Origin of the sequence: Streptomyces sp. NBC_00690, from assembly GCF_036226685.1 — a bacterium.
Lineage (GTDB): Bacteria > Actinomycetota > Actinomycetes > Streptomycetales > Streptomycetaceae > Streptomyces.
In genome coordinates this window covers 7,890,974-7,917,001 of sequence record NZ_CP109009.1, presented here as the reverse complement: position 1 = coordinate 7,917,001, position 26,028 = coordinate 7,890,974, and the positions used below count along the sequence as shown (strand labels likewise).

Sequence of the window (26,028 nt, the reverse complement as noted above, 5' to 3'; positions counted from 1 at the left end):
GGACTTGCCCGAGCTGGGCAGACCCGTGAACCAGACGGTCCTCCCGCCATGTGAATGGCCCGGCACCCGGACCCCCCTTCTATGGGGGTCACCGTGCTGAAGGGCGGGAGTGTTGACCACCCTGCGGCGCGTTGTAGGGTGCGGCAACTGGGAGGCGGCATGGCTGAGATGACCAACCCGTTCGACGATGAGAACGGAGTGTTCTGGGTGCTGCGCAACGACGAGGACCAGCACTCGCTGTGGCCGGAGTTCGCTCCGGTGCCCGCCGGGTGGCAAGTGGTGCACGGCCCGGACGGCCGGGCGGCGTGCCTGGCCCATGTCGAGGAGAACTGGACCGACCTGCGTCCGGCCTCCCTGCGCCGCGCCATGGATAACTCGACTGGTTGAGCTACCGGATGGATGCACCTTCTTCACACTGACGAATGCACATTCTTCACAGTGACGACGGTGGTGGACCGCTTCGTCACCTGCATTGCACTCCACGTCCGCCCGCCGTCGAAGAACGCCTCGACGGTGGGCGTGCGCCGCGCCGATTTCCGCGGTTGAACGTCGGAGCCAGTTGAACAACCACATTTCACACGGTGTACGGCGTGCAATCGCCCGCGGGAACCTGGCGGCCTGGCGGCATAGGGGCAGAACAGTGAGTCAGTCCACACTTCCGTTACCACGACCACGACCACGTTCACGGGAAAAGCGCGGGCGCGCGCTGATCGTGCAACAGGGCGCCTGGGACATGCCCAAAGAATCGATGCCGCTCGCCGCCGGATATCTCACGGCCGCAGCACAGGCCGATCCTGTGGTGGGACCCGAGTTCGACGTACGCATACAGAACTTCCGCGGTGGAGAATCGCTCGGCTCGATGGCGCGCACGATCTTCTCCGGAGTTGTGCCGGACGTGCTGGCGTTCTCGGTCTTCGGCTGGAACTTCAACCAGTTCGGCGCGCTCGCCGAGACCTACAAGTCGGTGCGCCCGGACGGCTGGGTCGTCTTCGGCGGAACGCACGTCGCGCACCAAGCGGAACGCGTCTTCCGACGCTTCCCCGAGGTCGACGTCGTCGCCAACGGCGAGGGAGAGTTCACTTTCCGCGACCTACTGCTCGCCTTCCTGGAGGAGAAGTCGCCGCACGACCTCGCACAGGTGCCGGGAATCTCCTACCGTGACGAGGAAGGCACGATCCACACCACTGCCGAGGCACCGCGCATCGACGACCTGGACAGCATTCCGTCGCCGTTTCTCACCGGGGCCATCCCACTGCTCGACCACAACGGCCGGTTCCCCTACGACGTGGCACTGATGGAGACCAACCGCGGCTGTCCGTACAAGTGCTCGTTCTGTTACTGGGGTGGCGCGGTCGGCCAGCGGATGCGCGACTTCTCCCGCGAACGGCTGCGCGCGGAACTCGACCTCTTCGGCTATCACCAGATTCCGACGGTGGTGTTGTGCGACTCGAACTTCGGCATGCGACAGCCGGACGCGGAGTTCGTCGAGGACCTCGTCAGGACGCGCGAGAAGTACGGGTTCCCGCAGTCGTTGGAGACATCGTGGGCGAAGAACAAGTCCAAGACGTTCCACAACATAATCCGCCGGATGAAGGCCGAGGGGTTCCAGAGCTCGTTCACCGTGGCGCTGCAGACACTGGACGACACCGCGTTGCGTGACATGGGCAGAAGCAACATGCGGCTCAACGAGTGGAAGGACCTGGCGGCATGGCTCGCAGCAGAGGGACTCGACGCCTACGCCGAGCTGATCTGGGGCGCGCCGGGTGAGACGGTCGACTCCTTCCTGACGGGCTACGACCGGCTGTCCGAACATGTGTCCCGCATCGCCGTCTACCCGCTGTTGCTGCTGCCCAACACGAGCTACACGGAGAACCGCGAGGTGCACGGCTTCGTCACCGTGCGCGGCGACAACGACGACTTCGAGTACGTTCTCGCCAACCGCACCGTCACGGTCGCGGAAAACACGATGATGCAGCGATTCATGTTCTGGGCCCGGATGATGAGCGAGAACATGTACTTCCGGCACATCTGGGTGCCGCTGCGGGAGCTCGCCGGGCTCACCCAGAGCGCCGTACTGCTGATCCTGTCGGACTGGTTCCAGGACTCGACCGATTCCGCCGTCGCCGAGCTGCTCGGCCACGGCCGCGAGTTCACCGACTCCGGCCTGATCGTCGAGTCGCTGCACAAGCTCTACGCCGACCCACGTTTCGCGCCGATCTTCCAGCAGTGGTGGGATGAGGCGATCCTGCCGAAGGTACCCGGGCAACACAGGCCGCTACTGAACGAGATCTTCCGCTACGACAATGTGACCCGCCCGATCTACTCCGGTGCGGGTGCCGAGGACGCCGAGGTGCGCAGCATCGACGGCCTGCCGCACTACGTCCGCAACGGCCTGCGGTTCCAGTACGCGATGCCGCACATTCTCGACGCCATCCGCGCGAGCCGGCCGTTCGACGATGAGCCCTCGCCGGTCGATCTGACGCTCGCATATCGCGTCGGTTTCGACGACTATCTCGACAACCACGAACTCGCGACCTACTACGCCGGTCGTTGCCTTGAGATCCGGGAGAGCTGACAGCACAACGGACGAACACTACGTACGGCAACGCGTCCACACGCTGATCCTGTCTTCCCGAATTCCAGCTGGTGCCAACCGGTGAGGTAACAACGGCGTCGCCATGACCAGCTCGGCCTTCGACCGTGGTCCGCGGCCACCTGCCCACCCCGAACACCATGGGCACGGCCGCGCGACCGATCCACCACCGGCGCCATCCGCTGCTATCCGTGCTCGAACCGACACGACGGCAGCCTTACCGCCGGACGGGTACGGACCAGTCGGATCAACCAAGAACCACTAGGCGGTGTGGCGTTCGCCTGGCACATGCCCCACGTCGGGTGCGGCTTGCGGTGGGTCAGGGCCGACCGCGTCGTACGCCTGTTTCGGGCAGGTCCAGATGAAAGGCACGTCCGCGTCCGGTGACGGTTCCGCTGTGCACGAGGTGGGCCGGATCGCTGCCGAGGTTCTTCAATTCTTCGACTAGCATGCGGGCGGCCGTTCGGGAACTGACCCAGTCCTTGGCGGCTTGGGGAAAACGGCGCTGCCAGACCGGCCGGGTGAGGTTCCAACCGCTGTCGGCCAGGCGGGCGGGGGCGGCGAGTTCCGGATGGTGCAGGTAGCCGGTGGCCTCAATGACGAGCTCCGGGCCGTCGTTCCAGCACTGGACGAACCGGAGGGGGTCATGGGCGGATGCCAGGTGGAGGATGAACCGTGCGGGGAGGAAGGGAGTGTCATGGGTGAGAGCACGCAACGCCTGAAAGAGTCGCTCCTGTATCCGGTCCCAGCCGGTGGTGGGCTGGTGCGGTCCGGCAGGGGCAGCGGGCAGATGGGCCGGGTCAGCAGCGCGCCAGGAGCCGCGGAAGCCGCCTTGTGTCGCCGCGTCGGAGTTGGGACCGGTGTGCACGAGTTCGAGGTTCACTCGGCCGGAGTGGTGCGAGTGCACAACGAGGCTGCCGCCGGGGCGCGGCCACACCATCCACGGCCCGACGCGGCCTCCCCACAGTGTCGGTGGGCCGAGTTCCTCCTCCATGACCCACCAGGCAGCACGGACCAGGTCGCTGGCGGTCCACGCGTCCTCGGGGGGCAGGTCGACGACGGGAACACGCAGCGTATGTATCCGCCCGGGTTCCGAAAGTCCTGCGATCACCGTGCCGTTGCCACCCCAGGGCCCCCTGCGAGGTAGGAAGCGGCGCCAGATCTGCCCGGCGACCTCACTGGGTTCGCCCAGTTCCCACCCCAGCACTGCGCCGGCGCGCTCGAACTCCTCCAGGCTCCACCCGCCCGGTCGCAGCAGAATGATCTCCCGCACCAGCTCGCGGAACACATCGTCGTCGAGCCAGTTGCCTCGCGGAATCGTGTTCTCCATCCGGCAAACGGTAGCGATCTTCCCCGGCGAAGGCACACCACGAGAAGCACATGCCCCTCAACCACTTCCGGGAACGGACAGGGGCGCCGTGGTGTGATCTGCCTGCACGCTTCGGAAAGTGGAAGACCCTCCATGACCGTCTTCGGCGCTGGTGGGCGGATGACACGTGGGACCGCATCCCTTCAGCGATCCAAGCCGATGTGAACACCGAGGGACGGCTGGACTCGACTCAGACCGGCGTGGATTCCACTTTCGTTGTACGCAACGGTGGCGCGCCCACCTGGCCACCATGCTGAAGTGTTCAGCGGCGAGCAGGCCGGATCGACTGACGAGGTGGCCGAGCCGACACAGTTGACGGACTGAACACCTCGCACGCGCTGTTGCGCCCCTTGGAAGGCACATCGAACGTCCCTGGAAGTGCAGTTCGGACAGCGACCGCGCCACCGACAGATTCCCCCACCTCCCCCTGTCGTCCGGGCGCCCTGCTGCGCCTGGCACAGGGCCCGTGGCTGGGGGCATCCTCAACGCGGAACTCCGCGTCAGAGTGCCTGGCAGAAGGCCCCCGACCAGGAGTGGGACATCCGTTCGGTTGCCGGTCTTGTACCGCCTGGGCTGTGGGTCTGCTATCCAAGTAGTGCTTGCCCCGTTCCTTGCGGACAGAGGAGGCTGTGGGTTGTCCACGATCGATGAATGTGTGCGGAACGTCGTCGTCCGGCAGTTGGGTGTCCGATCGGAGGCGGAGCTGAACGACGCCTCGTTCTCGGACTGCCTCGGAGCTGATTCCCCGGACCCGGCGGAGCTGGTCATCAGCGCCGGGCAATCCATCCTCCTGCGCCGGGAGATACCACAGCAGCTGGGCACCGAGCTGCCCGAGGGCAAGACCAGGGACCTCACCGCGGTGGGCGAGCTGCTGGCCTGCGTCGAGGAGCGCATCCTCTGACCTGCCGCGCCGTTGGCACATCCGGTTCGCCGCCCGGCGCGGGGAACTCGCCTGAACACCCCACCCACCACGGGCCGCTTTCCCCGGCGTCCGCCGTGACTGCCGGTGCGGTCATGTGATGCCGGCCCCGCGGGCGGTCGGACAACGAACGTCAGCGGACCTGACACGGGACAGGCTCGTGGGTGAACTCCCACGTGCTTCCCGAGCCGTCCCCAACCTCCTGAAGCCGAGCGGTTCCCGAGGCAACGAAGGGTCCCGGATCCGAAACCGGGTCCGGGCCGCCCTCGGCGGGCCCGATCAGAAACGGACCGAAAGAATGATCACAGAGCACCCCGATACTCCCCCGACGGCATTGTCCACGCCCACCGACGACGACTACCGGCTGGGTGCGGACGCGTACACCGATGAGCGGCGGACAGCGGTCCTCGCCAGACTGGAGGGGTACCTCGGCGAGCAGCGCGGGCGTTTTCTGGGGTACCAGGTCAACTTGTCGCTCGGCGGCCATGCGGCCCTCGGACGCTTCCTGGGGTACCACATCAACAACATCGGGGACCCGTTCGTCGACAGCAACTACAGCCTGCATTCGCGGTGGCTGGAGCGGGCGGTGCTGGAGCACTACGCCGGCCTGTGGCACGCCCCGCTCCCTCAGGACCCTGCCCACCCGCGGGACGAGGACGGGTGGGGCTATGTGCTGTCCATGGGCAGTACCGAGGGCAACTTGTACGCCATGTGGAACGCCCGCGACTACCTCGACGGCAACGCTCTGGTCCGCGATGAGGTCTCCGGCGAGACAAGCTGTCGTACGTCGTACATCCGGGCTGAGCACCCCGACGACAACCCCAACGCGTACGCGCCGGTGGCGTTCTTCTCCCAGGAGACCCACTACTCCCACATCAAGGCCATGCGGGTACTGGACATTCCGACCTTCTACGACCTGGGCGGCAGCCTCTACCCGGGCGAGTGTCCCATCGACCTGGCCGGCACCGGGACGCAGACCTACAACGGCTGGCCGCTCGGCGGAGTCCCGACCACCGGCGGGGACGAGGGACCGGGCACCGTCGACGTCGACGCCCTGGTCGCCCTCGTGGACTTCTTCGCCGCCAAGGGCCACCCCGTTCTGGTCAATTTCAACATCGGCAGCGTCTTCAAGGGCGCTTACGACGACGTCCAGGGCGCCTGCGAGCGTCTGCGTCCCGTCTTTGAGCGGCATGGCCTCATCGACCGCAGGGTGCGATTCGACCCCGACGACCCCGAGCGGGTCAGCGTCCGCAACGGCTACTGGATCCACGTCGACGGAGCACTCGGCGGCGCCTACGCCCCCTACCTGGAGAAGGCCCGGAACGCCGGCCTCATCAAGACCGCGCCCCCGGTCTTCGACTTTCGGATCCCCGAGGTCTCCTCGATTGTCACCAGCGGGCACAAGTACCCCGGCGCGCCCGTCCCCACGGGGATCTACATGTCCCGTGCCGGATCCAAACTGCGCCCGCCGTCCGACCCGGCGGTCGTCTCCTCCCCGGACAGCACCTTCGCCGGTTCCCGCAGCGGATTCGCGAGCCTGGCCATGTGGAACCATCTCGCGCAGTTCAGCGAGGAACAGCAGGTGCGCCAGGCCGCCGAGGTTCTGCGGATCGCCGAGTACACGGCCGGCCGTCTCCGAACCCTCAGCGACCAGCTGAAGGAACGCGGTGAGCCCTGGGCCGAGGACGGTATCGAGGTCGGACACGGCGACCACGCGCTCAGCGTCTGGTTCCAGCAGCCCCGGGCCGCGATCACGCAGAAGTACTCCCTGGCGTGCGTCCCTCTCAACCTCGGCGGCCACCGCCACGACTACAGCCACATCTACGTCATGCCACATGTCACCCAGGAACTCATCGACGAACTTCTCGACGACCTCGCCCGCCCGGGCGCCTTCGACCGCTCAGCCGAAGGAGACGCGGACCGACCCCGGCTCCCCGGACAACGCTGACCGATGGGACGCGCGCGGCGCAGCCCGCTCCGACCGCGACACGAAGGTCCTCGAAGGCATCCCAATCAGCCCCTGAGCTGCACTGATGTTCCTTCGAGCGCGAATCGACCCCTTCCCGAGGACTAGGTCGGCAATCACCGGACGCAAGCCGGACTCCGAGATCACTCCGGGGGCTGCCGCTCAAACGCGCAGCCCGCCGGGCCCTCGCCAACTGCACCGCCACCAAGTCCCGCAAGACCATGACTTGGACTGCCCTGAATCCGCTTCCTGGTCACCGTGAAGACAGGGCATGGGCGTTGGATCGGGTGGCGCGGCCCCGGCACGGTGTGTGTTCGCAGTGGTTGTGCTGCATTCGGCGCAATGACCCCGTTCACCCCCTGTCGATCCCTCCGACCTGGGGAAACATAGGGTGGGATGCGACCATGGCAGCGGCACCGGAGGGATGGACAGCTCGAAGCCGGCGCACGTCCATCGGGCGGCCAAGTGTCGCTGGACGAACTGGTCGGGACGCCGACCATTGGCTCTGCGTGAGGTGGCAACCACCTCCGTGGGCACAGCGTTTCCCGGTCGAGCGCCGGTGTCACAACGGCACTCGACGCGAAAGGCTGCCCTCCCTCCAGCGGGCCACACAACACGCATTCGCACGTATGGGGACCACGGCCGCCGAGGCCCCCGACCAGCTTCAGGAGGCATGATGTACGCCGTCACCGACCCGACCACTGGCGAGGTCAACGTCACCTACCCCACCGCCACGGACGCTGAAGTGGCGGCAGCCGTGGATTCCGCCCACACGGCGACCGCCTGGGGACGCACCAGTTCCGTGGCCGAGCGTGCGGCCCTGCTGCGGCGTCTTGGTGACCTGCACACGGAGCACCGGGCCGAGCTGGCGGCGAGCATCGTCCGCGAGATGGGCAAGCCGCTCCCGGAGGCCGAGGGCGAGGTCGACTTCTGCGTCGACATCTATCACTACTACGCCGACCACGCCGAGGAGTTCCTCGCCGACGAGCCAATCGACGTCGTTTCCGGTCCCGGCACCGCCGTCATCCGGCGCAGTCCGGTGGGCGTACTCCTCGGGATCATGCCGTGGAACTTCCCGGCGTACCAGGTCGCCCGCTTCGCCGCCCCGAACCTGGCGACCGGCAACACGATCGTGCTCAAGCACGCGCCGCAATGCCCGGCTACTGCGGCCCTGCTGGAGAAGCTGGTTGCCGAGGCGGGCTTCCCGGCCGGGGCCTATGTCAATGTGTACGCCACCAACGAGCAGATCGCCGAGGTCATCGCCGACCCCCGGGTCCAGGGAGTCTCACTCACCGGGTCCGAACGAGCTGGTGCGGCCGTCGCGGAGATCGCCGGACGGCACCTCAAGAAGGTCGTTCTCGAACTGGGCGGCTCCGATCCCTTCATCGTCCTGTCCACCGACGACCTCGACGCGGTCGTCGAATCCGCCGTCGCCGCCCGCCTCGACAACACCGGCCAGGCATGCAACGCCGCCAAGCGCTTCGTGGTCGTCGACCACCTCCATGACGCGTTCGTCGAACGGTTCACCGCCAAGCTGCTCGCCAGCGAGACCGGCGCCCCGTTGTCATCAACCGCCGCGGCCGAGAACCTCGGCCGTCAGGTCGACGCGGCCGTGGCTCAAGGAGCCACTCTGCGCAGCACCGGCGAGCGGCGCGGTGCCTACTTCCCCGCCGGAGTCCTGACCGACCTCACCACCGAGCACCCTGCGGCCCGGGAGGAACTGTTCGGACCGGTGGCCATGGTCTTCAACGCCTCTGACGAGGAGGACGCCGTACGGATCGCCAACGACACCCCCTACGGTCTCGGCTCGTACCTCTTCACCACCGACCCCACGCAAGCCGAGCGTGTCGCCGCTCGGATCGAGGCCGGCATGGTCTTCGTCAACGGGGTCGGTGCCGAGGGCGCCGAACTGCCCTTCGGCGGTGTGAAGCGCTCCGGGTTCGGGCGCGAACTCGGCCGGCCCGGGATCGAGGAGTTCGTCAACAAGAAGCTCATCCGGACCGTCGCTTGAGATCCTCCCCGACGTGATCAGCCCCCGAACCGACAGCTCGACCTGAACCGGCTCTCGGCGGAAGGGTCGCGGTCCATCTCCTCGGCGAGGGAGGAATGGTCGCAGCGGTGACAGCGCACCCGTGGTTCCTGGATGTCGTCGACCTCGTCCCGGGGGTCGTGTCGCCGGTGGAGCACCGGGGCATCGTGCGAGATCGACGCGGGGCGGCTTGGTTGGCCTTGAGGCTCTCGGGCCTGGGCGGCCTCGTGCGGCCAAGCTCAGTGCCGTCGAGCCCTATCTATCAATCGTCTCGGGGGAATTCTCCGCAGATTCGAGGGAATCATCGCTGACTCAACCTTCCTACTGCGGATTTCGTTGCACCCGATGAAGTCGGGCCGCCAGTAGCAGTGTGATCGCGACGAGCACCGGGGCGATCGCCGCCGCGGCGGTCGGCTGCCGGCTCAGCACAAAGGCGCCGCCGAGGGCACCAACGACCAGCGCGAGCAGGACGCAGAGGCGGCGTACGAGGTGACGGGCGGAGCCGCCCGCGGCCGATTCGGCCATAGCGGTCAGTGTGCCGGTGACGAATGTCGTGGTGATCCCGGCGACGGCGACCCGCCGCGCGCACGCGGTCTGGATGCCCATCGCCAGTGCCGAGACCGCGACGAGCGCCACGTCCCACACCTTGCCCGGACGGGCGCCGACGGCGATCCAACCGGCGAGGAATACCACCTGGCAGATCAGGCTGACGGCGAGCGTGCCCGTGATGCGGCGCGGCCACAGGCGGCGGGGGGGCAGGTCTCGGGTGAGCCGGAAGGTCAGAACCAGGCCGGCCGTGAACGCGAGTGTGGCGGCCGAGGCGCGGGCGACGGATAGATCGATGCCGTGCGCCCCGGCGATGCCGAGGAGTACGAGGTTGCCGGTCATGTTGGCGGTGAAGACGCCCCCGAGGCCGAGGTAGGCCAGGGCGTCCGTGGCGCCCGCGGCGACGGTCAGCAGGAGCGGCAGGAGATCGGCGAGCAGCCTGTCCCCCCGGCTTGCGGGCCGTGCGGCAACGGGCGCGGCGGGCGTCGGGGGTCCGGCCGCCTGCCGCTTCTGGGCAGCTACGCCGGGGACGGCCGGGCCGGACGGGAGATCGCCGGGGTGAGCGAGCACGCTGGGTGGCCCTTCATGTCGGTGGCCGCCGCCGCAGCTCGGTACCTGCCACACCTTCGGGGCGGGGCCGCTTCGTGGTGGGCCTGCTGCCAGGTCGATGTCGTCATCGAGGTGCATGCGCCCGCCGTGCTCCGTGCGGGCAGCGACCCGCACGGAGCATGGTGAGGGCGGCGAGGGGGCGTGGTCCCAGTGGCCGCTGTGGACATCAGACGTACGGTGTATCTCGGCTTCCGAAAGCCAGGAGGCTCATCCCCGGGTGTTTGATGGGTAAGTGTGTTGCCACGGCTGAAGGTCTTCGAAGGCTGCACTTGCGGTGAGGACATCGCCGTCCTGGTGGCGCCGCCCGATGATCTGCAGGCCCACCGGTAGTCCTTGGTCGGTCAGACCGGCGGGGATGGACGCGGCCGGGTGTCCGGTCATGTTGATGAGGTAGGTCAGACACCAGCCAAGCAACCGGTCCACCGACTGCCCGTTGATCACGGCGGGGCCCTTTGACTCACCATCAGTCGCATTGACAGTTGCCGTGGCGCCGACGGTGGGTGTGAGGAGGATCTGGTGACTGGACAGAACCGTCTGCAGAGTATCGAACACTTGGGACCGGAGTACCTGGTCGCGGGAGACATCGGACGGCTTCAACCGGTTCCCTTGCGCAGCGGACTCCTTGAGCTCATCTGGAATGCCTTCGGAGTGCTCTCCGAGTAGGTCGATGCCCTGAGTCCGTAGATGGGCAATGGTCTCGCTGTTCTGTATCGCGATCTGACGGTAGAACAGGTCGGTCAGTTTGGTGTGGCCCAGGCCAAAGTCGATGTCGACCTTCTCCACGGTCGCGCCCGCCTGTTCAAAGACGTGGGCGGCTCGCTCGACGATCTGGGCAACCTTGGGGTCAACGGGGTATCCGCCGAAGTCAGGGCTGTAGGCGATCCGCCAGTTCCGTACATCACCCTGGAGGTCGCCGAAGAAGTCCACGGGCGCCCCGAAGCTGAAGGGGTCCAGTGGGTGCGCTCCGGACAGGACGCTCAGGCCGAGCGCTGCATCCCCGACGGAACGCGTGATCATGCCCTCGTGCACAAACGGGTTGGTCCCGCCGAAGGCATTGGGGCGCATGATCGCCGGGACGCGCCCGGCCGAGGGCTTGAAGCCGTAGACACCGCACCAGGAGGAGGGGATTCGGATCGATCCGCCCGCGTCGGTGCCCTCCGCAAAGGGCACCATGCCGTCCGCAACGGCCGCCGCGCTACCTCCAGAGGAACCACCGGAGTTACGGGTGGTGTCGAAGGGATTGCAGGTCGGGCCGAAGAGCGGGTTGTCCGACAGTCCGCGGAAGCCAAGCACCGGGCTGTTGGTCTTCCCGACGATGATGGCGCCCGCGTCTTCCATCCGCTCGACCCAGGTGCAGGAAGAGGTGGCCACGTTTCCAGCGAGGGCCGGCACTCCTCCCAGGGTGGAGATCCATCCGGGTTTGAAGTCGAAGAGGTCCTTCATCGCTGTGGGTACCCCGTGCAGCCGACCTAGGTTCTCACCTGCCAGCACCGCCTGTTCCGCGGCGTGCGCCCGCTCGCGCGCTTCCTCGTATGCCGTGAAGACAAAGGCGTTGATCTTGGGATTGCGGTCCTCGATGCGGGAGATGACACTCTCCATCAACTCCACCGGGGAGAGTTCGCGCGTGCGGATGCGGCGAGCCATCTCGGTGGCGGACATGAAGTGGATGTTGTGGTGGTTGATCATTGTGCCTCCCTCAACTGGGCGAGGACCTCGTGTCCGTGCACGGCCTTGCCGTCGATCATGGTGACGAGGACTTCGATGTCTTTGATGGCGTCTTCGGGGCAGGTCATGGGGGATTCGGAGAGCACCACGAGATCGGCAAACTTGCCCACCTCGATGGAGCCGAGTACGTCTTCCTTGAAGAGGGCATGGGCGCCGTTGTTGGTGAAGAGACGGATGGCCTCTTCACGGCTGATGCGCTGGTGCGCCCCGATGACCTCGCCAGTGAGGCCAGACTGTCGAGCGAGTGACTGCCAGATGGAGAACATGACACTGCGTGGGCCCCAGTCGGTTTCCTGGGCTACGGGGATTCCGGCATCGAGCCACCAGCGCAACGGGATGGCGTTTTCGGAGTAGTCACCGCCGCCGAGGCGGTCGATGAACACCTCGGATACCTTGCCCCAGAGAAAGTTGGTCGTTGTGGTGGGTACCACGCCGAGGCGCCCGCATTCGGCGATCTGTGCGGGGGTGGGGAACTCGCAGTGTTCCAGGACGAATCGACGGTCGGAGATCGAAGACTCGTCGTCGGCCGCGGCGAAGGCGTCCAGCGCGATCTGTATCGCACGCCGGCCACCCGCGCAGGTGTGCACCCGCAGTCCCAGCCTGGCGGCGAGGCCGACGATGGCTCGGTAGATGGGCTCCGGTACCAGGGGATCAGGATTGATCATGGTTCCGTCCGGGCCGATGTAGTGCTCGTCGGCGACCCCCGCCCCGTGCCAGTGCGGACCGTCCACACCGATACTGACGCCCACCAGGGCTAGGTGATCGTCACCGAAACCCTCGCGCCCGCTGAAGGAGACGGTGCGGAGCATCCGCTCAATCTCCTCCACCGACTGCCGGGCGTCGATCTCATGGGCGAAGAAGATCCGTAGCGGGAGATCGAGTTCGCGGTAGGACCGCAGTTCCTCCGCTCGGGTGAGGTGGTTCTCCAGCAGTGTGGTGACGCCTTCGGCGAGGAAGTCAGGTGCCATCAGCCGAATGCCGTCGCGGATGGACTCGTAGGTCGGTTGCGGCAGGAAGGGGGTGATCTTGTCGTAGTAGCTGGAGGGGTTGTAGATGGGCTGCATATTGCGTATTTCGCCGGTGGGGCGGCCGGTCTGCTGGTCCCGGACAACCTCAATGCCGTCCAGCCAGTAGGCCGTGTCCGTGACCTCCATGCCGTCCTTCGACTTGCCCTTGAGCGCCTTGGTGAAGGTCTTCGCGGACATCAGCCCGGCAGCGCGCAGGGCACGGGTGTTGAAGAGGGCACTGTTGGGAACGCGGTTGGTCGGTGCGGTGATGTAGACCGGGTGGTCCGGGGCGGCGGCGTCCAGTTCCTGCCGGGTGGGGAAGCGGCCTTCGACGAGACACTCAGGCACGCGGAAGAAGTACGGATGATCACCGACCGGAGTGGCGACGATCGCCTCGCCGATGGGCGTCGTCGCAGCCGCCCGCGCGATCCGCTCGCAAATCTCGGTGACCGAGCCCGCCCCATCGAGATTGACCCAGTGCTTCTCCTGGCCGAACAGGCCGAGGTGACCATGGGTGTCGATGAACCCGGGCAGCACCGTACGGCCACCGAGATCGGTGATCTGTGTGTCGGGCCCTATGAGGTGCTGTATGTCCTCATGCGTGCCCACCCCGACGATTCGGCCGCCGGCCATGGCGACCGCGTCCGCAGTGCTGAAGTCAGCGTCCACGGTGAGGATGTTGGCGTTGGTCAGTACGCTGTCGGCGCTGGTGGCGCGATGAGCCCCGCCGGTGGCGGCGGACCGCGATCTGGGCATGGAGGTGCCCTGCTTTCTCGTAGGTGATCCGTTCATGGTGGGTACGTCACGTCCCCTACCAGGGCGAGACTCGACTGACCTGGTGCCGTGGAGATCGGGACGGATGGTGAGGGCCACCGGCCACGTGTCCGATCCAACTCGGCAGCGTGAGCACGAGGATCGGCCTCGTGGCGAACTCGTTTCCCTGGGCTACCTGCGGCCCGGATCGATCAGATGTCCCCGCACTCGGCACCCTCCGGCAGTGTGCGATGCACCGAGGAGCCGTCGGGTTGGGCTCAGGTCTGCGGGCCCATGGCGACGGCGTCGAGCTCGAAGCGGGCCCCGGGTGCGCTGAGGTTGTTGACCGCGACCATCGTGGCCGCCGGTGTCCACCCCTGGTAGTACTCGTCCATCGTCGCGTGCATCAGGTCCGCGTCGCGAATATCGGTGATGTACTCGGTCGTCTTCACGACGTTGCGCCAGGTCAGGCCCAAGTGGTCCAGGACCTGCTGGATGTTGCGCATGACCCGGTGCGTCTGCTCGACGATGTCGTCGGGCAGTACACACTCTTCCGGAACGTGCGGGTGGTTGTGATAGAGCGGAAGGGCGGTCGCCCCGCCGAGGAAGTACATCGTCGCGGGAGCATCGATCTTCACCACAGGCGCATACGGCAGCTCGCCTGCACGGGAAGGATCGGTGTCGATTCGTTCAATGGCCATCGCTGTTGTCTCCTGGCTCTAGGGGGTGCGCCCTGCACTGGCTCTCCGGCCGCCACTACGGTCAACCGATCTTCAAGAATCCGGGCCGGGATTCCGAGGCTATTGATTATGCTCTTTCCGACTCTGCTCGCCTTGCCCTCCACTGTCAATCCCCTTCAAGGCTTTTTGGTTATACTCGTTCCATGGCGCTGTCTGGAAACGCTCCCAAGGCCGACACCCTGGCCAAATATGTTGAAGACCTCATCGCACAACGGCGACTCACACCCGGCGAACGCATCGCGACCAAGGAGGAGCTACGCCTTGAAAGCGGTGTCGCACGCGCGACGGTGAACGAGGCGGTCAGACTCCTCCAGGCCCGAGGACGCATCGTTGTGCGCCCCGGACCCGGTGGAGGGCTGTTCGTCGCCCCCACCGATCCCGTGGTCCGACTCGGCCAGACCCTGCTCACCGTGCACAGCGAACCGGTGAGCGTCATCGATGCCATCGCCGTACGCAACGGCCTCGAACCCATCATCGCGAGCGATGCCGCACGCTTCCGCAGCACCCGGGACATCGCCGATCTGCGCGTCCTCATCGACGCGATGGCCGATGCCGTGGACGACCCCGAGCGGTTCCTGCGGGCCAACTGGCGCCTGCACGAGCGGATCGCCCACATCGTGCGCAACCACATCCTTCAGACCGTGTATCTAGGACTGGTGCAGTTCATCCAGGACCAGGCAACGGAAGTGGTGCCGCACCACACCCTGGAAGAACACACGAAGTACAAGAAGCACCGCCTCAACATCCATATCGACCTCGTACAGGCCATCGCAGCAGGGGACCCCGAAGCGGCCACAGCGGCGGCCGAGCGCCATGCGCTCAACCCGATGACCACGCCCATCGAGCAGGAGGAACCCGCCGCGGCAAATCCTCTGATGGAATCGGCGAGCGCATGGGACACGACACCGAGAGGGACCGCAACGGGCAGATCGCACGGCTGAGGGGAGACCGCCCCCGCAGGCACCCATGGTCCACCGCGGGCCTACATCACCGCCCCGTCGCGTAGCTCAACCCACCGCGTGGATCGGCGGCAGCCGTGAGGAGTCCCTCCGGTGCCCGACCGACTGCGCACATACGGCCGAGCGACCAGTCAGGCGCGGACACCACTTCGTGTCCGCGCGTGGCGAGTTGGGCCAGCACTCGGCTCCCGAGTCGCTCCTCCGCCACCAACTGCCCTGGTCGCGCCAGCCGCGGATAGAACGAACCCGGGAAGTGCGCACTGTGGAACACCGGGGCTTCCATGGCGCCCTGGAGGCTACGGTTCCCCGTCAACCGCCGGAGCAGGAAGAGCAGTTGCCACTGGTCCTGCTGATCGCCCCCGGGTGATCCGCAGGCGAGCACCGGACGTCCGCCCTGGAGCACCAAGGTGGGGGAAAGAGTGGTCCGGGGGCGGCGACCTGGCATGAGAGAGCTGGCGAGCCCTTCTTGGAGCCAGGTCATCTGAAGCCGATTGCCCAGCGCGAACCCCAACTCGGGGATCACGGGCGAAGACTGCAACCAACCGCCGCTCGGCATCGCGGCGACCATCGTGCCCCACCGGTCGACCACATCGACATGGACCGTGTCGCCCCCCGTCGCGCCGGTGCCGCGACGACCGACCGAGGCGGTTCCCAAGGTCGGTTCGGCGGTGGTGACATCCGAGGTGCGATGCGCCGCTGTCGCCGTCAGCCCGGGCAGTCGAGGCGTTCGCCCACCGGGCGAACCCGGCCGCAACTCCAACGACGCGCTCTCCCCCAACAGTACGCGGCGCTGAGCGGCGTACGTTTCCGAAAGGAGCTCGGGCAACGGGACGTCGGGCACATCGCCGTACCACGCCTCTCGATCGGCGAAGGCGAGCTTCGCTGCCTCCACCACCAGATGAACGTACTCCTCGGTGCCTGGGACCAGCTCAAACGGCTCCAACAGTTTCAACTGCTGGAGGAGAACCGGCCCTTGACTCCAAGCGGCGGGTTTGCACACCGTATGGCCACGGAAGTCGACGCTGACCGCCGCCTCATACGCGGGCGCCCAATCGGCGATGTCCTGGCCCGAGAGGAACCCGCTGTGTCGTGTCCCGGTGGCATCGGGCACCGGTCGCCGCGCAAACCCATCGATGGCTTCGGCGACAAAGCCCTGGCTCCAGACGGAGAGTGCCGCATCGAGCTGTGTCGCACGGCAGGTCCCGACGCCTTCGGCCTCCCGCACCAACCGCTCATACATCCGAGCCAGTGGCTCGTTGGTGAAGCGGCTGCCCTCGTGCGGTCGCGCCGGATAGATGGCCGCCGACGTGGGCCAGTGGGTGGTGAACACTTCCGACATCGCTGCCATGGTCTGCGCCGCCGCGCTCCCCAGCGGATAGCCGGCCCGGGCGTACCCGATGGCCGGTTCCAGGACCTCGCCGAGTCGCAGGGTGCCGTGATCCCTCAGGAGGGTCAGCAGGGCGGGGGTGGCTCCCGGAACGGTCGCGGGCAGCAGCCCGGACCCCGGTACCAGCTCCAGCCCGAGCGCGTGGAACGCACCGATCGTCGCGGTTGCGGGCGCTGGGCCCTGTCCGCAGAGTACGTGCGCCGAGGATTCTTCGGCGCCCGCGAAGATGAGCACCATGTCCCCACCGGGCCCGCTCTGGTGCGGTTCCACGACCTGGAGCGTGAACACCGCGGCAGCGACCGCGTCGAAGGCATTGCCACCGCGTTCGAGCATCGCCATCGCGGCCCCACTGGCCAGCCAGTGCGAGGAAGAGACCATGCCGAACGTGCCGGAGAGCTGCGGCCGGGTCGTCGCGCCGGAAGGCTGGCTCACCGCGCCACACCGTCGCGGCCCGCTTCGGGTAGCTCGATCGTCACAAGCCCTGGCTTCACCGCCGGGTCTTGGTCATCGTCGCCGAGATCCCGCGTGCTGGTCTCGCTGAAGGCCCACACACAGACCAGGCTGATCAGTGACACGGCCAGCAGATAGACGGTGATCGGCCATGAGCTTCCCGTCCACTCGTAGAGCGAGGTTGCCGCGAGCGGCGCGACGGCTCCACCGAGCAGTGCGCCGAGTTGGTAGCTGAGCGACGCCCCGCTGTAGCGCACCCGGGTGCTGAACATCTCGGCGAACAGCGCGGGCTGCGGTCCCAACACCATTCCGGAGAGTGCGTTCATCACCGTCACGGCGAGCGCGATCAGCACGGTGGAGCCCGTGTCGATCAGTGGGAAGAACGCCGCGGACCAGATCAGCAGCCCGATGGAACCTGCGAGGTAGACACGTCGTCGGCCCAGCCGGTCGGAGTAGCGGGCGGACAGGGTGATGGTGATCGCCAGCACGCTCATGCTGAGGAGGACGATCCACAGAATCCGCTGTCTGGGCAGATTGAGGACGGTGGTGGTGTACGACAACAGATAGACGATGACGATGTAGCCGATCGCGCTGTTGCCGATGAAGGAGCCGGCCGCGAGGAGGAGCTGTCTGGGGTAGGTCGTGAAGAGTTCCAGTACGGGTAGCCGTTGCTCTTCCTCACGTTCCTGTGCCTTCTTGAAGTACGGGCTCTCAGCGACGTTCAGCCGTACCCAGAGGCCGACCAGGACCAAGACGATGCTGAAGAGGAACGGCACTCGCCATCCCCAGTCGGCGAAGGCGCTGTCCGGTGCGAGTCGAGCCATGATCAGGAACGCCATGTTCGCCAGCACCAGACCGGCGGGAATCCCCAACGAGATCGCACTCCCGTAGAGTCCGCGCTTTCCCTTCGGGGCGTGCTCGACGGCCATCAGTGCGGCCCCACCCCACTCCCCACCAAGGCCAACGCCCTGGAGGAAGCGGCAGACGACCAGCAGGATGGGAGCCCAGATACCGATGGTGGCGTACGTCGGCAGCAAGCCGATGGCAAAGGTGGAGAGCCCCATCAACAACAGGGACACCACCAGGACGGTCTTGCGACCGACGCGGTCACCGAAGTGTCCGAGGATCACACCACCGAGGGGGCGGGCGCCGAATCCCACCGCGAAGGTGGCGAAGGAGGCGAGCGCACCGGCGAACGGGGAGAGGCTGGGGAAGAACTGCGGCCCGAAGACGAGGGCCGCGGCCATGCCGTAGATGTAGAAGTCGTACCACTCGATCATGGTGCCGACCATGCAGGCCAGCGCAACACGACGCGGGTCGCTCTGCTGCGCGGGCGAGGTCGATGAGGTCGGGGTAATGGAGTCTCGCATCTCGAACCTCCCGGACGTACCGGAGTCAGATGAAGAAAGAGGAAGAGTGAGGGTGTGGAGACATGCCCGACCGGCGCGCGGTGGCGCGGTCATACCGATGCGGCAGTTGGTGGGGCAGGGGGCGGGGCCCGGACGGGTGAGAACGGCGCCCCGCGCTGGGTGGATCAGTCGCCGAGGGCGCCGGGATCGTGCACAACGGTTCCGGCCAGCATGGTCAGCTCGACCTCGGTGTTGGGTAGTTCGTCGATGCCGCAGGTCAGCGGTGAGCGGTCGAGCACAATGAGGTCGGCTGCCGCCCCGGGCGCGAGGGTACCGATGCCTGCCCAGTTCAGTACCTGTCCACCGCTGGTGGTCCACATGTCGACCGCTTCACGCCGGGTCACCACATGGTCGGGCGTTGCGTTGCTGCGGCCGGTGACGGCGAAGGTGTGTGTCTGGGCCAGTTGCATCTGCTCGAAGGGGTTCTTCGGTCCCCAGTCGGTACCGCAGGCGACCGTCAGTCCCGCCCGCAGCAGCCGTTTGAGCGGCCCGGCGTCCCGCCAGATGTGGGGCCCGATGCGCTGCCCGTACATCTCCCCCTTCGCCCAGGCGAATCCCGGGCAGGTGGTGACGTCGAAGCCGAGGCGTTGGTAACGGCGGGCCTGGGGTTCGGTGATGACGGGGACGTGCTGCACGATCCAGGAACGGCCCGGGCCGCGGGGCATGCGGGCGGCGATGTCAGGGGTGTCCAGCACATCGAGGATGGTGTCGTGGTCGGTGAAGCCAGCGGCCAGGAAATTGGCGCGGACGTCATGGTCCAGGCAGAAGCGGGCGAACGCTTCGATCTTCTCGGACGAGATGAAGGGCGTCCCCTTGGTCGGCCTGCCGTAGGGGTCGTCGTAGGGCTCCGGCATCTGCATATGGCCTGGCCAGCACGGCCCGCCCGATGCGGCGAGGGTCAGCCCGCACACACGGAGCAGATCGTCGCCTTCGTCGAGCGTCTGACGGCCTCGTTCCAACGACTGGGCGAACTCGCTCATGCTGAGCGGTTGGAAGGGCGGTCGGGCGCAGTTCTCCACCTCCATGGAGATGGCGACCCGAGTGGTGAGCGAGCCTGCGGCGTTGAGGGCACGGTATCCGTCGAGGAAGGCCGGGGTCATGTTGTGCGGCTCGTAGACGGTGGTGACGCCCATGGCGTTGTACCTGGCCATGGCTTGGCGGGTGACCGTGGCCGGGTCGGCGGTCATCAGCGGAATCTTGCTGAGGATCTGTGTCCAGAACGGATCGAAGTTGTAGATCTGGTTGACCGATCCCCGGAGGATTCCGGTCACCGAGCCGTTGCCCCCCGGGCCCACTTCCTTGTCGATCCAGACGTCGCACACCCGATCGGGGATGAAGTCGGTGATGCCCACCCGGCGTAGCCCGGCCGTGTTGAAGGCGCAGATGTTCGGTGTGACGGGCGCCCATGCCTGGATGAGTACGGGATGTTCGCTGGTTGCCCCATCGAGCACCCGCCGATCGGGCAACATCCGTTCGGGGAGGTCCCGGTAGGAACGCCGTTGGAAGTAGAAGGGTTCGCCGACCGGTGTGGTGATGATCCATTCGCCGGGCGGTGTGATCCGGGCGCGCTCGGCGATCCGCGCAACGATATCGGCGTGGTCCACCGCGTCCGTGAGATCCACCAGGGGGGCCATCTGGGCTGCCTGCTGCATCATGTGCGGATGGATGTCGATCAGACCCGGCATGACGGTCTTGCCGCGGAGGTCGATCTCGCGTACCTGGGGTGGGGCAGCGCGGCGTAGGTCCGCACGGTCCCCGGAGGCGAGCACCCGGCCGTCGTGCAGCAGGATGGCGTTGTGGGCCGCGGAATCATCGCCCAGCGGATGGACCACTCCACTGTGCAGGAGCCAGGTGCGGCCGTCGTCCGACCGTCTTTGCGGATTCGCCATGGTCACTCCTGGATGCCTGCGGGAATCACATGCCCGAACCCGAACACATGGCCTGGATCGTAGATCTGCTTCAATCGACGCAGACGAGTGTACGAATCCGGGTCAAAAGCGCACCTCACCTGCTCGGGTGCGGTGGCCGTGCCCTGGAAGTTCAGCAGTGTGCCACCGGTGTCGCAGCCCGCCAGAGCACCGATCACCCGCTCCCCCGCCGCGGTCAACTCATCGGTACGGAATCCGGCACCGGTGTTCTGGTCTGTGAGGTACCCCAGCGCCAGCAGGACGAATTCGGCGTCCCGGTTGCCCACGGCGTTGGGAATCGTGGGGGGACGGCGTACCGCGCCACCAAGGTGGCGCAGTTCAACCATGGCTAGGGGCAGCTCCGCCTCGGGTCCCGCAATGCGGAGCAGTGCGTCGATGTCACCCTCGGACGGTGCGCTGAGCATGGCGCTCCGCTCCCAGAAGGCCGAGGGGTCCGGTGGATCGTTGTGGATGGAGGCGATCTCCGTGTACGGCATGTCCCGGACGTCGTCAACGAGGATGCCTCCGACCTTGCGCAGGGGAGCGAGCAGTGAATCGGCGCCATGCCGGTCCCCGAGGTACGCCACCCGTAGGTGGACGACGAAACGGCCACGCAAGGGTTCGGGGATGTCAGGAGTGGGGGGCATCCGCAGCAGGGCGATGGAGGTGGTGATCTCCTCCGGCAGATCAAGGGTCCATGTCCGGTAAGTGTGCAGGGCCTCCACGGCTGACTCGGCCCGGTAGTAGATGCCACCGCCGTGCAGTGCCGCAACGGGGACCAAGGAGAACTCCATCTCCGTGGCGACACCGAAGTTGCCCTTCCCGCCGCGCAGCCCCCAGAACAGCTCGGGTTCTCTCTTCTCGTTGACCCTGCGCAAGCGCCCATCGGCCGTCACCAACTCGACCTCTCGCACATGGTCCGCCGCAAACCCGTACGCACGCGCCATCGGCCCCAGACCTCCCCCGAGGGTGAACCCCATCACGCCGACACCGGGGAAGGAGCCGTTGAGCGGAGCGAGCCCGTGGGGCGCGGCGGCCTCGATGACCTCCGACCAGACCACGCCCGCCGCCACCCTTGCTGTACGGCGATGAGGATCGACGGTCAGGGCCTTCATCCGGTGGGTGTCGATGAGTACGGAGCCGAGCACCTCATCGACCAACCCGTGACCGGTGCACTGCACGGCGACACTTTGGCGCCGCTCGGCCGCGTACCGTACGGCTGCGGCGACCTCGGTGGCGTTGGCCGCTGCGACGACGAGGGCGGGGCGCGGGGTATGGGCGCGGTTGTAGCCCAACAGTGGTGTCGTGCCCGTGGCCTCGGGAACCGCCGAGGCCACGGGCGGGGGTCTGTCAGGACGCCAGGTGCGGACGTTCGCCCGGTCGGCCGGGTCGTCGGTCGTCATGGTCGGCCCGCCGCGCCCACGACGGGGTTGCGCAGGGTCCCGATCCCGTCGATCTCCACCTCGACGACGTCTCCGGGCGTCAGGAACCTCGGTGGGGTACGGACGAATCCGACCCCTGCCGGGGTGCCGGTGGCAATGACATCCCCCGGGCGCAGGGTGGTGGTCTGCGAGATGTAGGAGAGGATGCGGCCCACTGAGAAGATCATTTCCGAGGTATTGCCCGATTGGACCACCTCGCCGTTGACCCGGGTGATGACCTTGCGATCGGTCCATCCGTCAGGGCCGCCCCACTCGTCCGCGGTCACCACAGCGGGACCGATCGGTCCGCTGCGGTCGGGGTTCTTACCCAGGGTCCACTGCGTGGTGTCGAACTGCCGCCTACGGGCACTGACGTCGTTGAAGCAGGTGAAGCCGAGTACTCCGCTCAGAGCTTCCTCCTCGGACACGTCGACGAGTGTCTCGCCGATGATCACCGCGAGTTCGCCCTCCCAGTCCAGACCGGGCTCGGACGCCGGGACCGGCATGGTGACGCCGTCGCAGATCAGGGTGGACTCCCAACGGCCGAACACGGTCGGATAGTCGGGGACCTTTTCGTTCGCCTCCTCGGCGTGACCCCGATAGTTCAGTCCGACGCAGAGCACCTTCGCGGACTGGGGCACCGGAGGTACGAGATACGTCTGATCCGGCAGTGTGATGGGGGCGGCCGGTGTGCGGCGGGCCTGCTCCAGCAGGGTGGCGGGATTGCGGTAGAACTCCGCTGTGGTGGCGATGGGCGTCACGCGCCCCGCCTCGTCGACCGCGCCTATCCACCGATCGTGGCCTTCGCGGTATCCCATGAGCCTCATTCGTCGGCTCCCCTCTCAGTGATTGAAGTGGTGGTCGCGCCAGATGCGAGCCGGTTCTCCACCAGGGCATCGGCTTTGAGGACCCGGTGTGCCCGTGCCACGGGAACGGTCGCCGCTAGGACGGCGAGCAGGACGGCGGACGGCCCGATCCACCCCGGCCAGGGGCCGAGGAGGAGCGCATCGAGCGACCACCGACCGGGGCCGGCGAATCCGATCGCGGCCACTGTGAGAGCGAGCAGCAAGGGGTACTCACCGCCGCCCTGCGTGTTCCAGAAGACCCGAGCCTTGACGATCATGGACAGCGCGGCGACCAGCATGGTGCCGGTCGCGATGGCGACCGCCAGGGGGGTGGCGAGTCCCAGCAGGAGCAGAGCCCCCGAGACCGTTTCGCACCCGACCGCGAGCACCACCATCTGCCGGCCGGGCCGATGCCCGAGCGTCTCGAAGAACGCGGCGCTCCCCACCGGGCCCGGGCCACGCAGCCAACCGAACGCCTTCTGCGATCCGTGACAGACGAGGATCGCTCCGGTCAGCACACGCAGTATCAGCAGTGCGGTGTCCATGGCATGTCTCCTCGCGGCTCAAGGTGCAGCGGGTTGTTCGTCGAGCCCGACGTCGATGCCGCTGAGCAACCGCGTGTCGACGTATCCGTCGGCGCCGTGTTCGGCGACCGAGCGTCGCACCTGCTCAATGAGTTCTTCCGCTGACCGGGAGAAGTCGAGCGCCTCCAGGTACCCCTGTTTGGCGGTCAGACCGGTCGGCCAGTACACCTCACACCGGTTCCCATCCGGGTCGAAGAAGTACACACCGATCGCGTTGCCATGGGTGACGGTGTACTCGATGCGAACGTTGTGCTCGCGGAACCGCTGGTAGTACGCGAGGACATCCTCAAGTGAAGGGCAGCGGAAGGAGATCTGCTGGAGCCAGAGCTCCTGCTCCCCTGCTGTACGGCCACCGCACAGGAGCACCTCATGGTGCTCGACCTCCGGCCGCGAGCTCAGGAACACCATCCCGTGCGCACTGTCGTCGTCGGTGACCTCCAGCCCGAGAACGTCCCGGTAGAAGGCCAGGGAGCGGTCCATGTCTCGAACATGGACGCCCACGTGCGCCAGTCTCTCGATCTTTGCCATGACACCCACCTAAAGCTCTATTGATTAGGCTGGATTAGCTTCATGGTGACCGATAAAGGTTGTCAAGGGGTCCTTATGAGTATACTTTTTTCACGTTCCAGAGAGCCGGCAAGATCACGAGAGGTGGCGGACATGGCACGCAGACTGATCAACCCCCCGGAGATGCACCCCGCACCGAGCTACAGCCATATAGCGATAGCCGAGGGCCATACGGTGGTGTACTTCGCCGGCCAAGTCGCACTCGATGCGGAGTTGGCGGTGATCGGCCCTGACGATCTGCACCAGCAGATCGTGGCGTCCATGCGGAACCTGGAGAGGGCGATGAAGGCAGCCGGTGTCAGCTGGGACGACATCGTGCGCCGGACCATCTACACCACCCGCCCGCATGAGTTGGCGACCATCGGCACGGCCGTCCGCGAAGTGACCGGCGATGCGGCGGACCCGCCCCAGACCATCGTCGGCGTCACCGGATTGGCCCTGCCGGAGCTCTTGGTGGAAGTGGAGTGCACGGCCGTACTCGGCTAAGAGTCCGTGAAACGGGGGCAAGCCTGGTGCCGGTCGGTGCGTGCGAGCACCGAGACCGGTACGAAAACGGCGGCCGAGCTGGTGGCAACTTCCCAGCTCGGCCGCGCGACCAGAGCAAGCACCGGATGAGTTCACCGGACATCGCAGCCCGCGGTGCCAGATGACCCGACAGCTCCGCTCCACAGGCGAACCGGCCCGGCACCGTACTCACTCGCAGGGAAGCACGGCCGGAGCATGCTCCTCCGAATGCACCTTGCTCAGACCACGGCAACACCACTCTCCAGGCGGTGAGGCGGTGTCTACACTGCGCGCACGCCACCGGACTCACATGACCGAGCGCCTTGGACGGCCCGGACCCGGCACTGTCCTCCTGGACCTCTCATGTCGAGCCGCCCCCACCGCCCTGGCTCCACGGCAGCGGAGTGGCAGAGGCAGCCACACTGACGCTCGTCCCTGAGCATGTTGCACCGGACGATCGATGGGCCGTTCACACTGATTCAGGCGTCGAGAGGATCTCGGGCGCACTCTCATGTTTCCTGCGGCGCTCCGGACGTCTTGGCCGCCTACGGGCGTCCGTTCAGGAAGTCTGCGACTGCGGCCATGTACGCCTCGCGTTCCTCGATGTGTGGCATATGGCTGGACGCGTCGAAGCGGATCCAGCGGGCGTCCGGGATGCGTTCGACGAAGGGGCGCACGGTGTCGTCGCCCGCTTCGTCGAACGCACCGTTGATCACCAGTGTGGGGACGGCGACGGCGGACAGCCGATCGACGATCGACCAGCCGCGCAGGGTGCCGACCACATGGAATTCCGTCGGGCCGTTCATGGTGTGGTAGACGGTCGGGTCGGTGGCGATCCACTCAAAGGTACGGGCGACCTCAGGGGGTGTCGGGTCAACGCGGCAGACATGGCGGCGGTAGTACTCCGCGGATGCCTCCCCGTACGCCGGCGAGTTCGTCGTCCCCGCCTCTTCGTGCGCGGCCAAGATTCCCTGTACCTCCCGTGGCAGTGCCGCTCGCAGCCGGGCGGCCTCTAGGCTCCACAGGTCCATCGACGCTGGTGAGTTGGCGATCACCAGCCTGCGCAGTCCGGCGGGCCGCCGTACCGCGTGCTCGGCCGCCAGCATGCCGCCCCAGGACTGGCCCAACAGGTCGTAGTCGGTGACTCCGAGCGTCTCCAGCAGTCGATCGAGTTCCCGGAGGAACAACTCAACGGTCCAGAACTCGCCCCGCTGGTTGGGCAGATGGGTCGAGCGCCCGTTCCCGAGTTGGTCGTAGTGGATGACCGACCGCTCGGGCGACACCAGGTCGGTGAGGCTCAGCAGGTAGTCATGGGTACAGCCCGGCCCGCCGTGGACGACCACCAGGGGTCGCTCCGAACGTCCATTGGATCGGGCGTCGGTGGTGACGCGGTAGTACGTCCGATGGCCGTCGAATTCGACAGCCCCTTCTTCGACGTGGTGCACACGAATTCCCTCACGGTCGAAATTCTCAACGGTCGTAATCTGATTCTCCCGAGGCCCGCACCCGGAATCCATGGGCTGATGTTCCTGAACAAAAGCGGGGCGCTCACGACTGCTCCAGCCGGCTCTGCTCACGTGCACCTGACCCCTGTGAACAGGTGTTACCTGCCTCCATGGGGTGCCGGCCCCTCCCGCAGTGGCCACCCATGGTTTTCGTTCAGTAACAGAACCTATTGCACCTGAACGAACGCCTGCCCATACTCCTTCTCATCCCACTCCCGAGTATGAGCGGCGGCG

21 protein-coding genes are annotated in these 26,028 nt (G+C 66.7%); 8 read left to right on the top strand and 13 right to left on the bottom strand.

All coding sequences use genetic code 11. The features are described from left to right. Positions 1-168: 168 nt before the first annotated feature. Together OID54_RS34175 and OID54_RS34170 are read left to right on the top strand one after the other, a co-directional pair. Complete coding sequence (locus OID54_RS34175) at positions 169-387, top strand: MbtH family protein (protein ID WP_329027947.1); 219 nt, start codon at positions 169-171, stop codon at positions 385-387. Positions 388-712: 325 nt separating this feature from the next. Then, positions 713-2,575 carry a KedN5 family methylcobalamin-dependent radical SAM C-methyltransferase gene (locus tag OID54_RS34170; protein WP_329025957.1) on the top strand — a complete coding sequence of 621 codons (1,863 nt, stop codon included), beginning with the start codon at positions 713-715 and terminating at the stop codon, positions 2,573-2,575. Between the two features lie 337 nt (positions 2,576-2,912). Here OID54_RS34170 and OID54_RS34165 read toward each other — a convergent pair whose 3' ends face one another. After that, positions 2,913-3,923, bottom strand: a complete 1,011-nt coding sequence (locus tag OID54_RS34165) for a TY-Chap domain-containing protein (protein WP_329025956.1) — start codon at positions 3,921-3,923, stop codon at positions 2,913-2,915. A gap of 50 nt (positions 3,924-3,973) precedes the next feature. On the opposite strand from OID54_RS34165, the gene OID54_RS34160 reads away from it, so the two are divergent. The 4 genes from OID54_RS34160 (at position 3,974) to OID54_RS34145 (ending at position 8,858) form a co-directional block, all read left to right on the top strand. Continuing rightward, entirely contained in the window at positions 3,974-4,219 is a 246-nt protein-coding gene (locus OID54_RS34160; protein ID WP_443055731.1) for a transposase, read from the top strand. 377 nt (positions 4,220-4,596) lie between these two features. Continuing rightward, the gene (locus OID54_RS34155) at positions 4,597-4,863 is read left to right on the top strand and encodes a hypothetical protein (RefSeq protein WP_329025954.1); all 267 of its coding nucleotides are present in this window, start codon (positions 4,597-4,599) and stop codon (positions 4,861-4,863) included. A 316-nt stretch (positions 4,864-5,179) separates the two neighbouring features. Continuing rightward, on the top strand, positions 5,180-6,829 hold the full coding sequence (locus OID54_RS34150) for a histidine decarboxylase (RefSeq protein ID WP_329025953.1): 1,650 nt from the start codon (positions 5,180-5,182) through the stop codon (positions 6,827-6,829). Between the two features lie 694 nt (positions 6,830-7,523). After that, positions 7,524-8,858 carry an NAD-dependent succinate-semialdehyde dehydrogenase gene (locus OID54_RS34145; RefSeq protein ID WP_329027945.1) on the top strand — a complete coding sequence of 445 codons (1,335 nt, stop codon included), beginning with the start codon at positions 7,524-7,526 and terminating at the stop codon, positions 8,856-8,858. A gap of 339 nt (positions 8,859-9,197) precedes the next feature. On the opposite strand, the gene OID54_RS34140 is transcribed toward OID54_RS34145, so the two are convergent. The 4 genes from OID54_RS34140 to OID54_RS34125 form a co-directional block, all read right to left on the bottom strand. Further along, complete coding sequence (locus tag OID54_RS34140; protein ID WP_329025951.1) at positions 9,198-10,109, bottom strand: YoaK family protein; 912 nt, start codon at positions 10,107-10,109, stop codon at positions 9,198-9,200. 129 nt (positions 10,110-10,238) lie between these two features. Continuing rightward, on the bottom strand, positions 10,239-11,717 hold the full coding sequence (locus OID54_RS34135; protein ID WP_329025950.1) for an amidase: 1,479 nt from the start codon (positions 11,715-11,717) through the stop codon (positions 10,239-10,241). After that, complete coding sequence (locus OID54_RS34130; RefSeq protein WP_329025949.1) at positions 11,714-13,519, bottom strand: amidohydrolase; 1,806 nt, start codon at positions 13,517-13,519, stop codon at positions 11,714-11,716. Before OID54_RS34130 ends, OID54_RS34135 begins: the two co-directional genes overlap by 4 nt. Positions 13,520-13,794: 275 nt before the next feature. After that, on the bottom strand, positions 13,795-14,217 hold the full coding sequence (locus OID54_RS34125) for a RidA family protein (protein WP_329025947.1): 423 nt from the start codon (positions 14,215-14,217) through the stop codon (positions 13,795-13,797). 182 nt (positions 14,218-14,399) lie between these two features. Here OID54_RS34125 and OID54_RS34120 point away from each other — a divergent pair, with 182 nt between their 5' ends. Then, entirely contained in the window at positions 14,400-15,197 is a 798-nt protein-coding gene (locus OID54_RS34120; RefSeq protein WP_329025946.1) for a FadR/GntR family transcriptional regulator, read from the top strand. A gap of 46 nt (positions 15,198-15,243) precedes the next feature. On the opposite strand, the gene OID54_RS34115 is transcribed toward OID54_RS34120, so the two are convergent. The 7 genes from OID54_RS34115 to OID54_RS34085 all read right to left on the bottom strand — a co-directional run bounded on the left by OID54_RS34115 (position 15,244) and on the right by OID54_RS34085 (position 23,746). Beyond that, positions 15,244-16,980, bottom strand: coding sequence for a gamma-glutamyltransferase family protein (locus OID54_RS34115; protein WP_329027943.1), 1,737 nt, complete (start codon positions 16,978-16,980; stop codon positions 15,244-15,246). Between the two features lie 50 nt (positions 16,981-17,030). Further along, positions 17,031-18,422, bottom strand: coding sequence for an MFS transporter (locus OID54_RS34110; RefSeq protein ID WP_329025944.1), 1,392 nt, complete (start codon positions 18,420-18,422; stop codon positions 17,031-17,033). 164 nt (positions 18,423-18,586) lie between these two features. Further along, positions 18,587-20,350: an amidohydrolase gene (locus tag OID54_RS34105; protein WP_329025942.1), complete on the bottom strand. Its 1,764-nt coding sequence runs from the start codon at positions 20,348-20,350 to the stop codon at positions 18,587-18,589. 2 nt (positions 20,351-20,352) lie between these two features. After that, positions 20,353-21,771, bottom strand: coding sequence for an FAD-binding oxidoreductase (locus OID54_RS34100; protein ID WP_329025941.1), 1,419 nt, complete (start codon positions 21,769-21,771; stop codon positions 20,353-20,355). Next, positions 21,768-22,616 carry a fumarylacetoacetate hydrolase family protein gene (locus OID54_RS34095; RefSeq protein WP_329025939.1) on the bottom strand — a complete coding sequence of 283 codons (849 nt, stop codon included), beginning with the start codon at positions 22,614-22,616 and terminating at the stop codon, positions 21,768-21,770. Before OID54_RS34095 ends, OID54_RS34100 begins: the two co-directional genes overlap by 4 nt. Then, entirely contained in the window at positions 22,613-23,179 is a 567-nt protein-coding gene (locus tag OID54_RS34090; protein WP_329025937.1) for a DoxX family protein, read from the bottom strand. Before OID54_RS34090 ends, OID54_RS34095 begins: the two co-directional genes overlap by 4 nt. Before the next feature lie 18 nt (positions 23,180-23,197). Beyond that, complete coding sequence (locus tag OID54_RS34085) at positions 23,198-23,746, bottom strand: VOC family protein (RefSeq protein WP_329025935.1); 549 nt, start codon at positions 23,744-23,746, stop codon at positions 23,198-23,200. A 132-nt stretch (positions 23,747-23,878) separates the two neighbouring features. On the opposite strand from OID54_RS34085, the gene OID54_RS34080 reads away from it, so the two are divergent. After that, a complete protein-coding gene (locus tag OID54_RS34080) occupies positions 23,879-24,271 on the top strand; it encodes a RidA family protein (RefSeq protein WP_329025934.1) in 393 nt (130 codons plus the stop codon). Positions 24,272-24,834: 563 nt separating this feature from the next. Here OID54_RS34080 and OID54_RS34075 read toward each other — a convergent pair. Further along, complete coding sequence (locus OID54_RS34075; RefSeq protein ID WP_443055818.1) at positions 24,835-25,740, bottom strand: proline iminopeptidase-family hydrolase; 906 nt, start codon at positions 25,738-25,740, stop codon at positions 24,835-24,837. Positions 25,741-26,028: the final 288 nt, after the last annotated feature.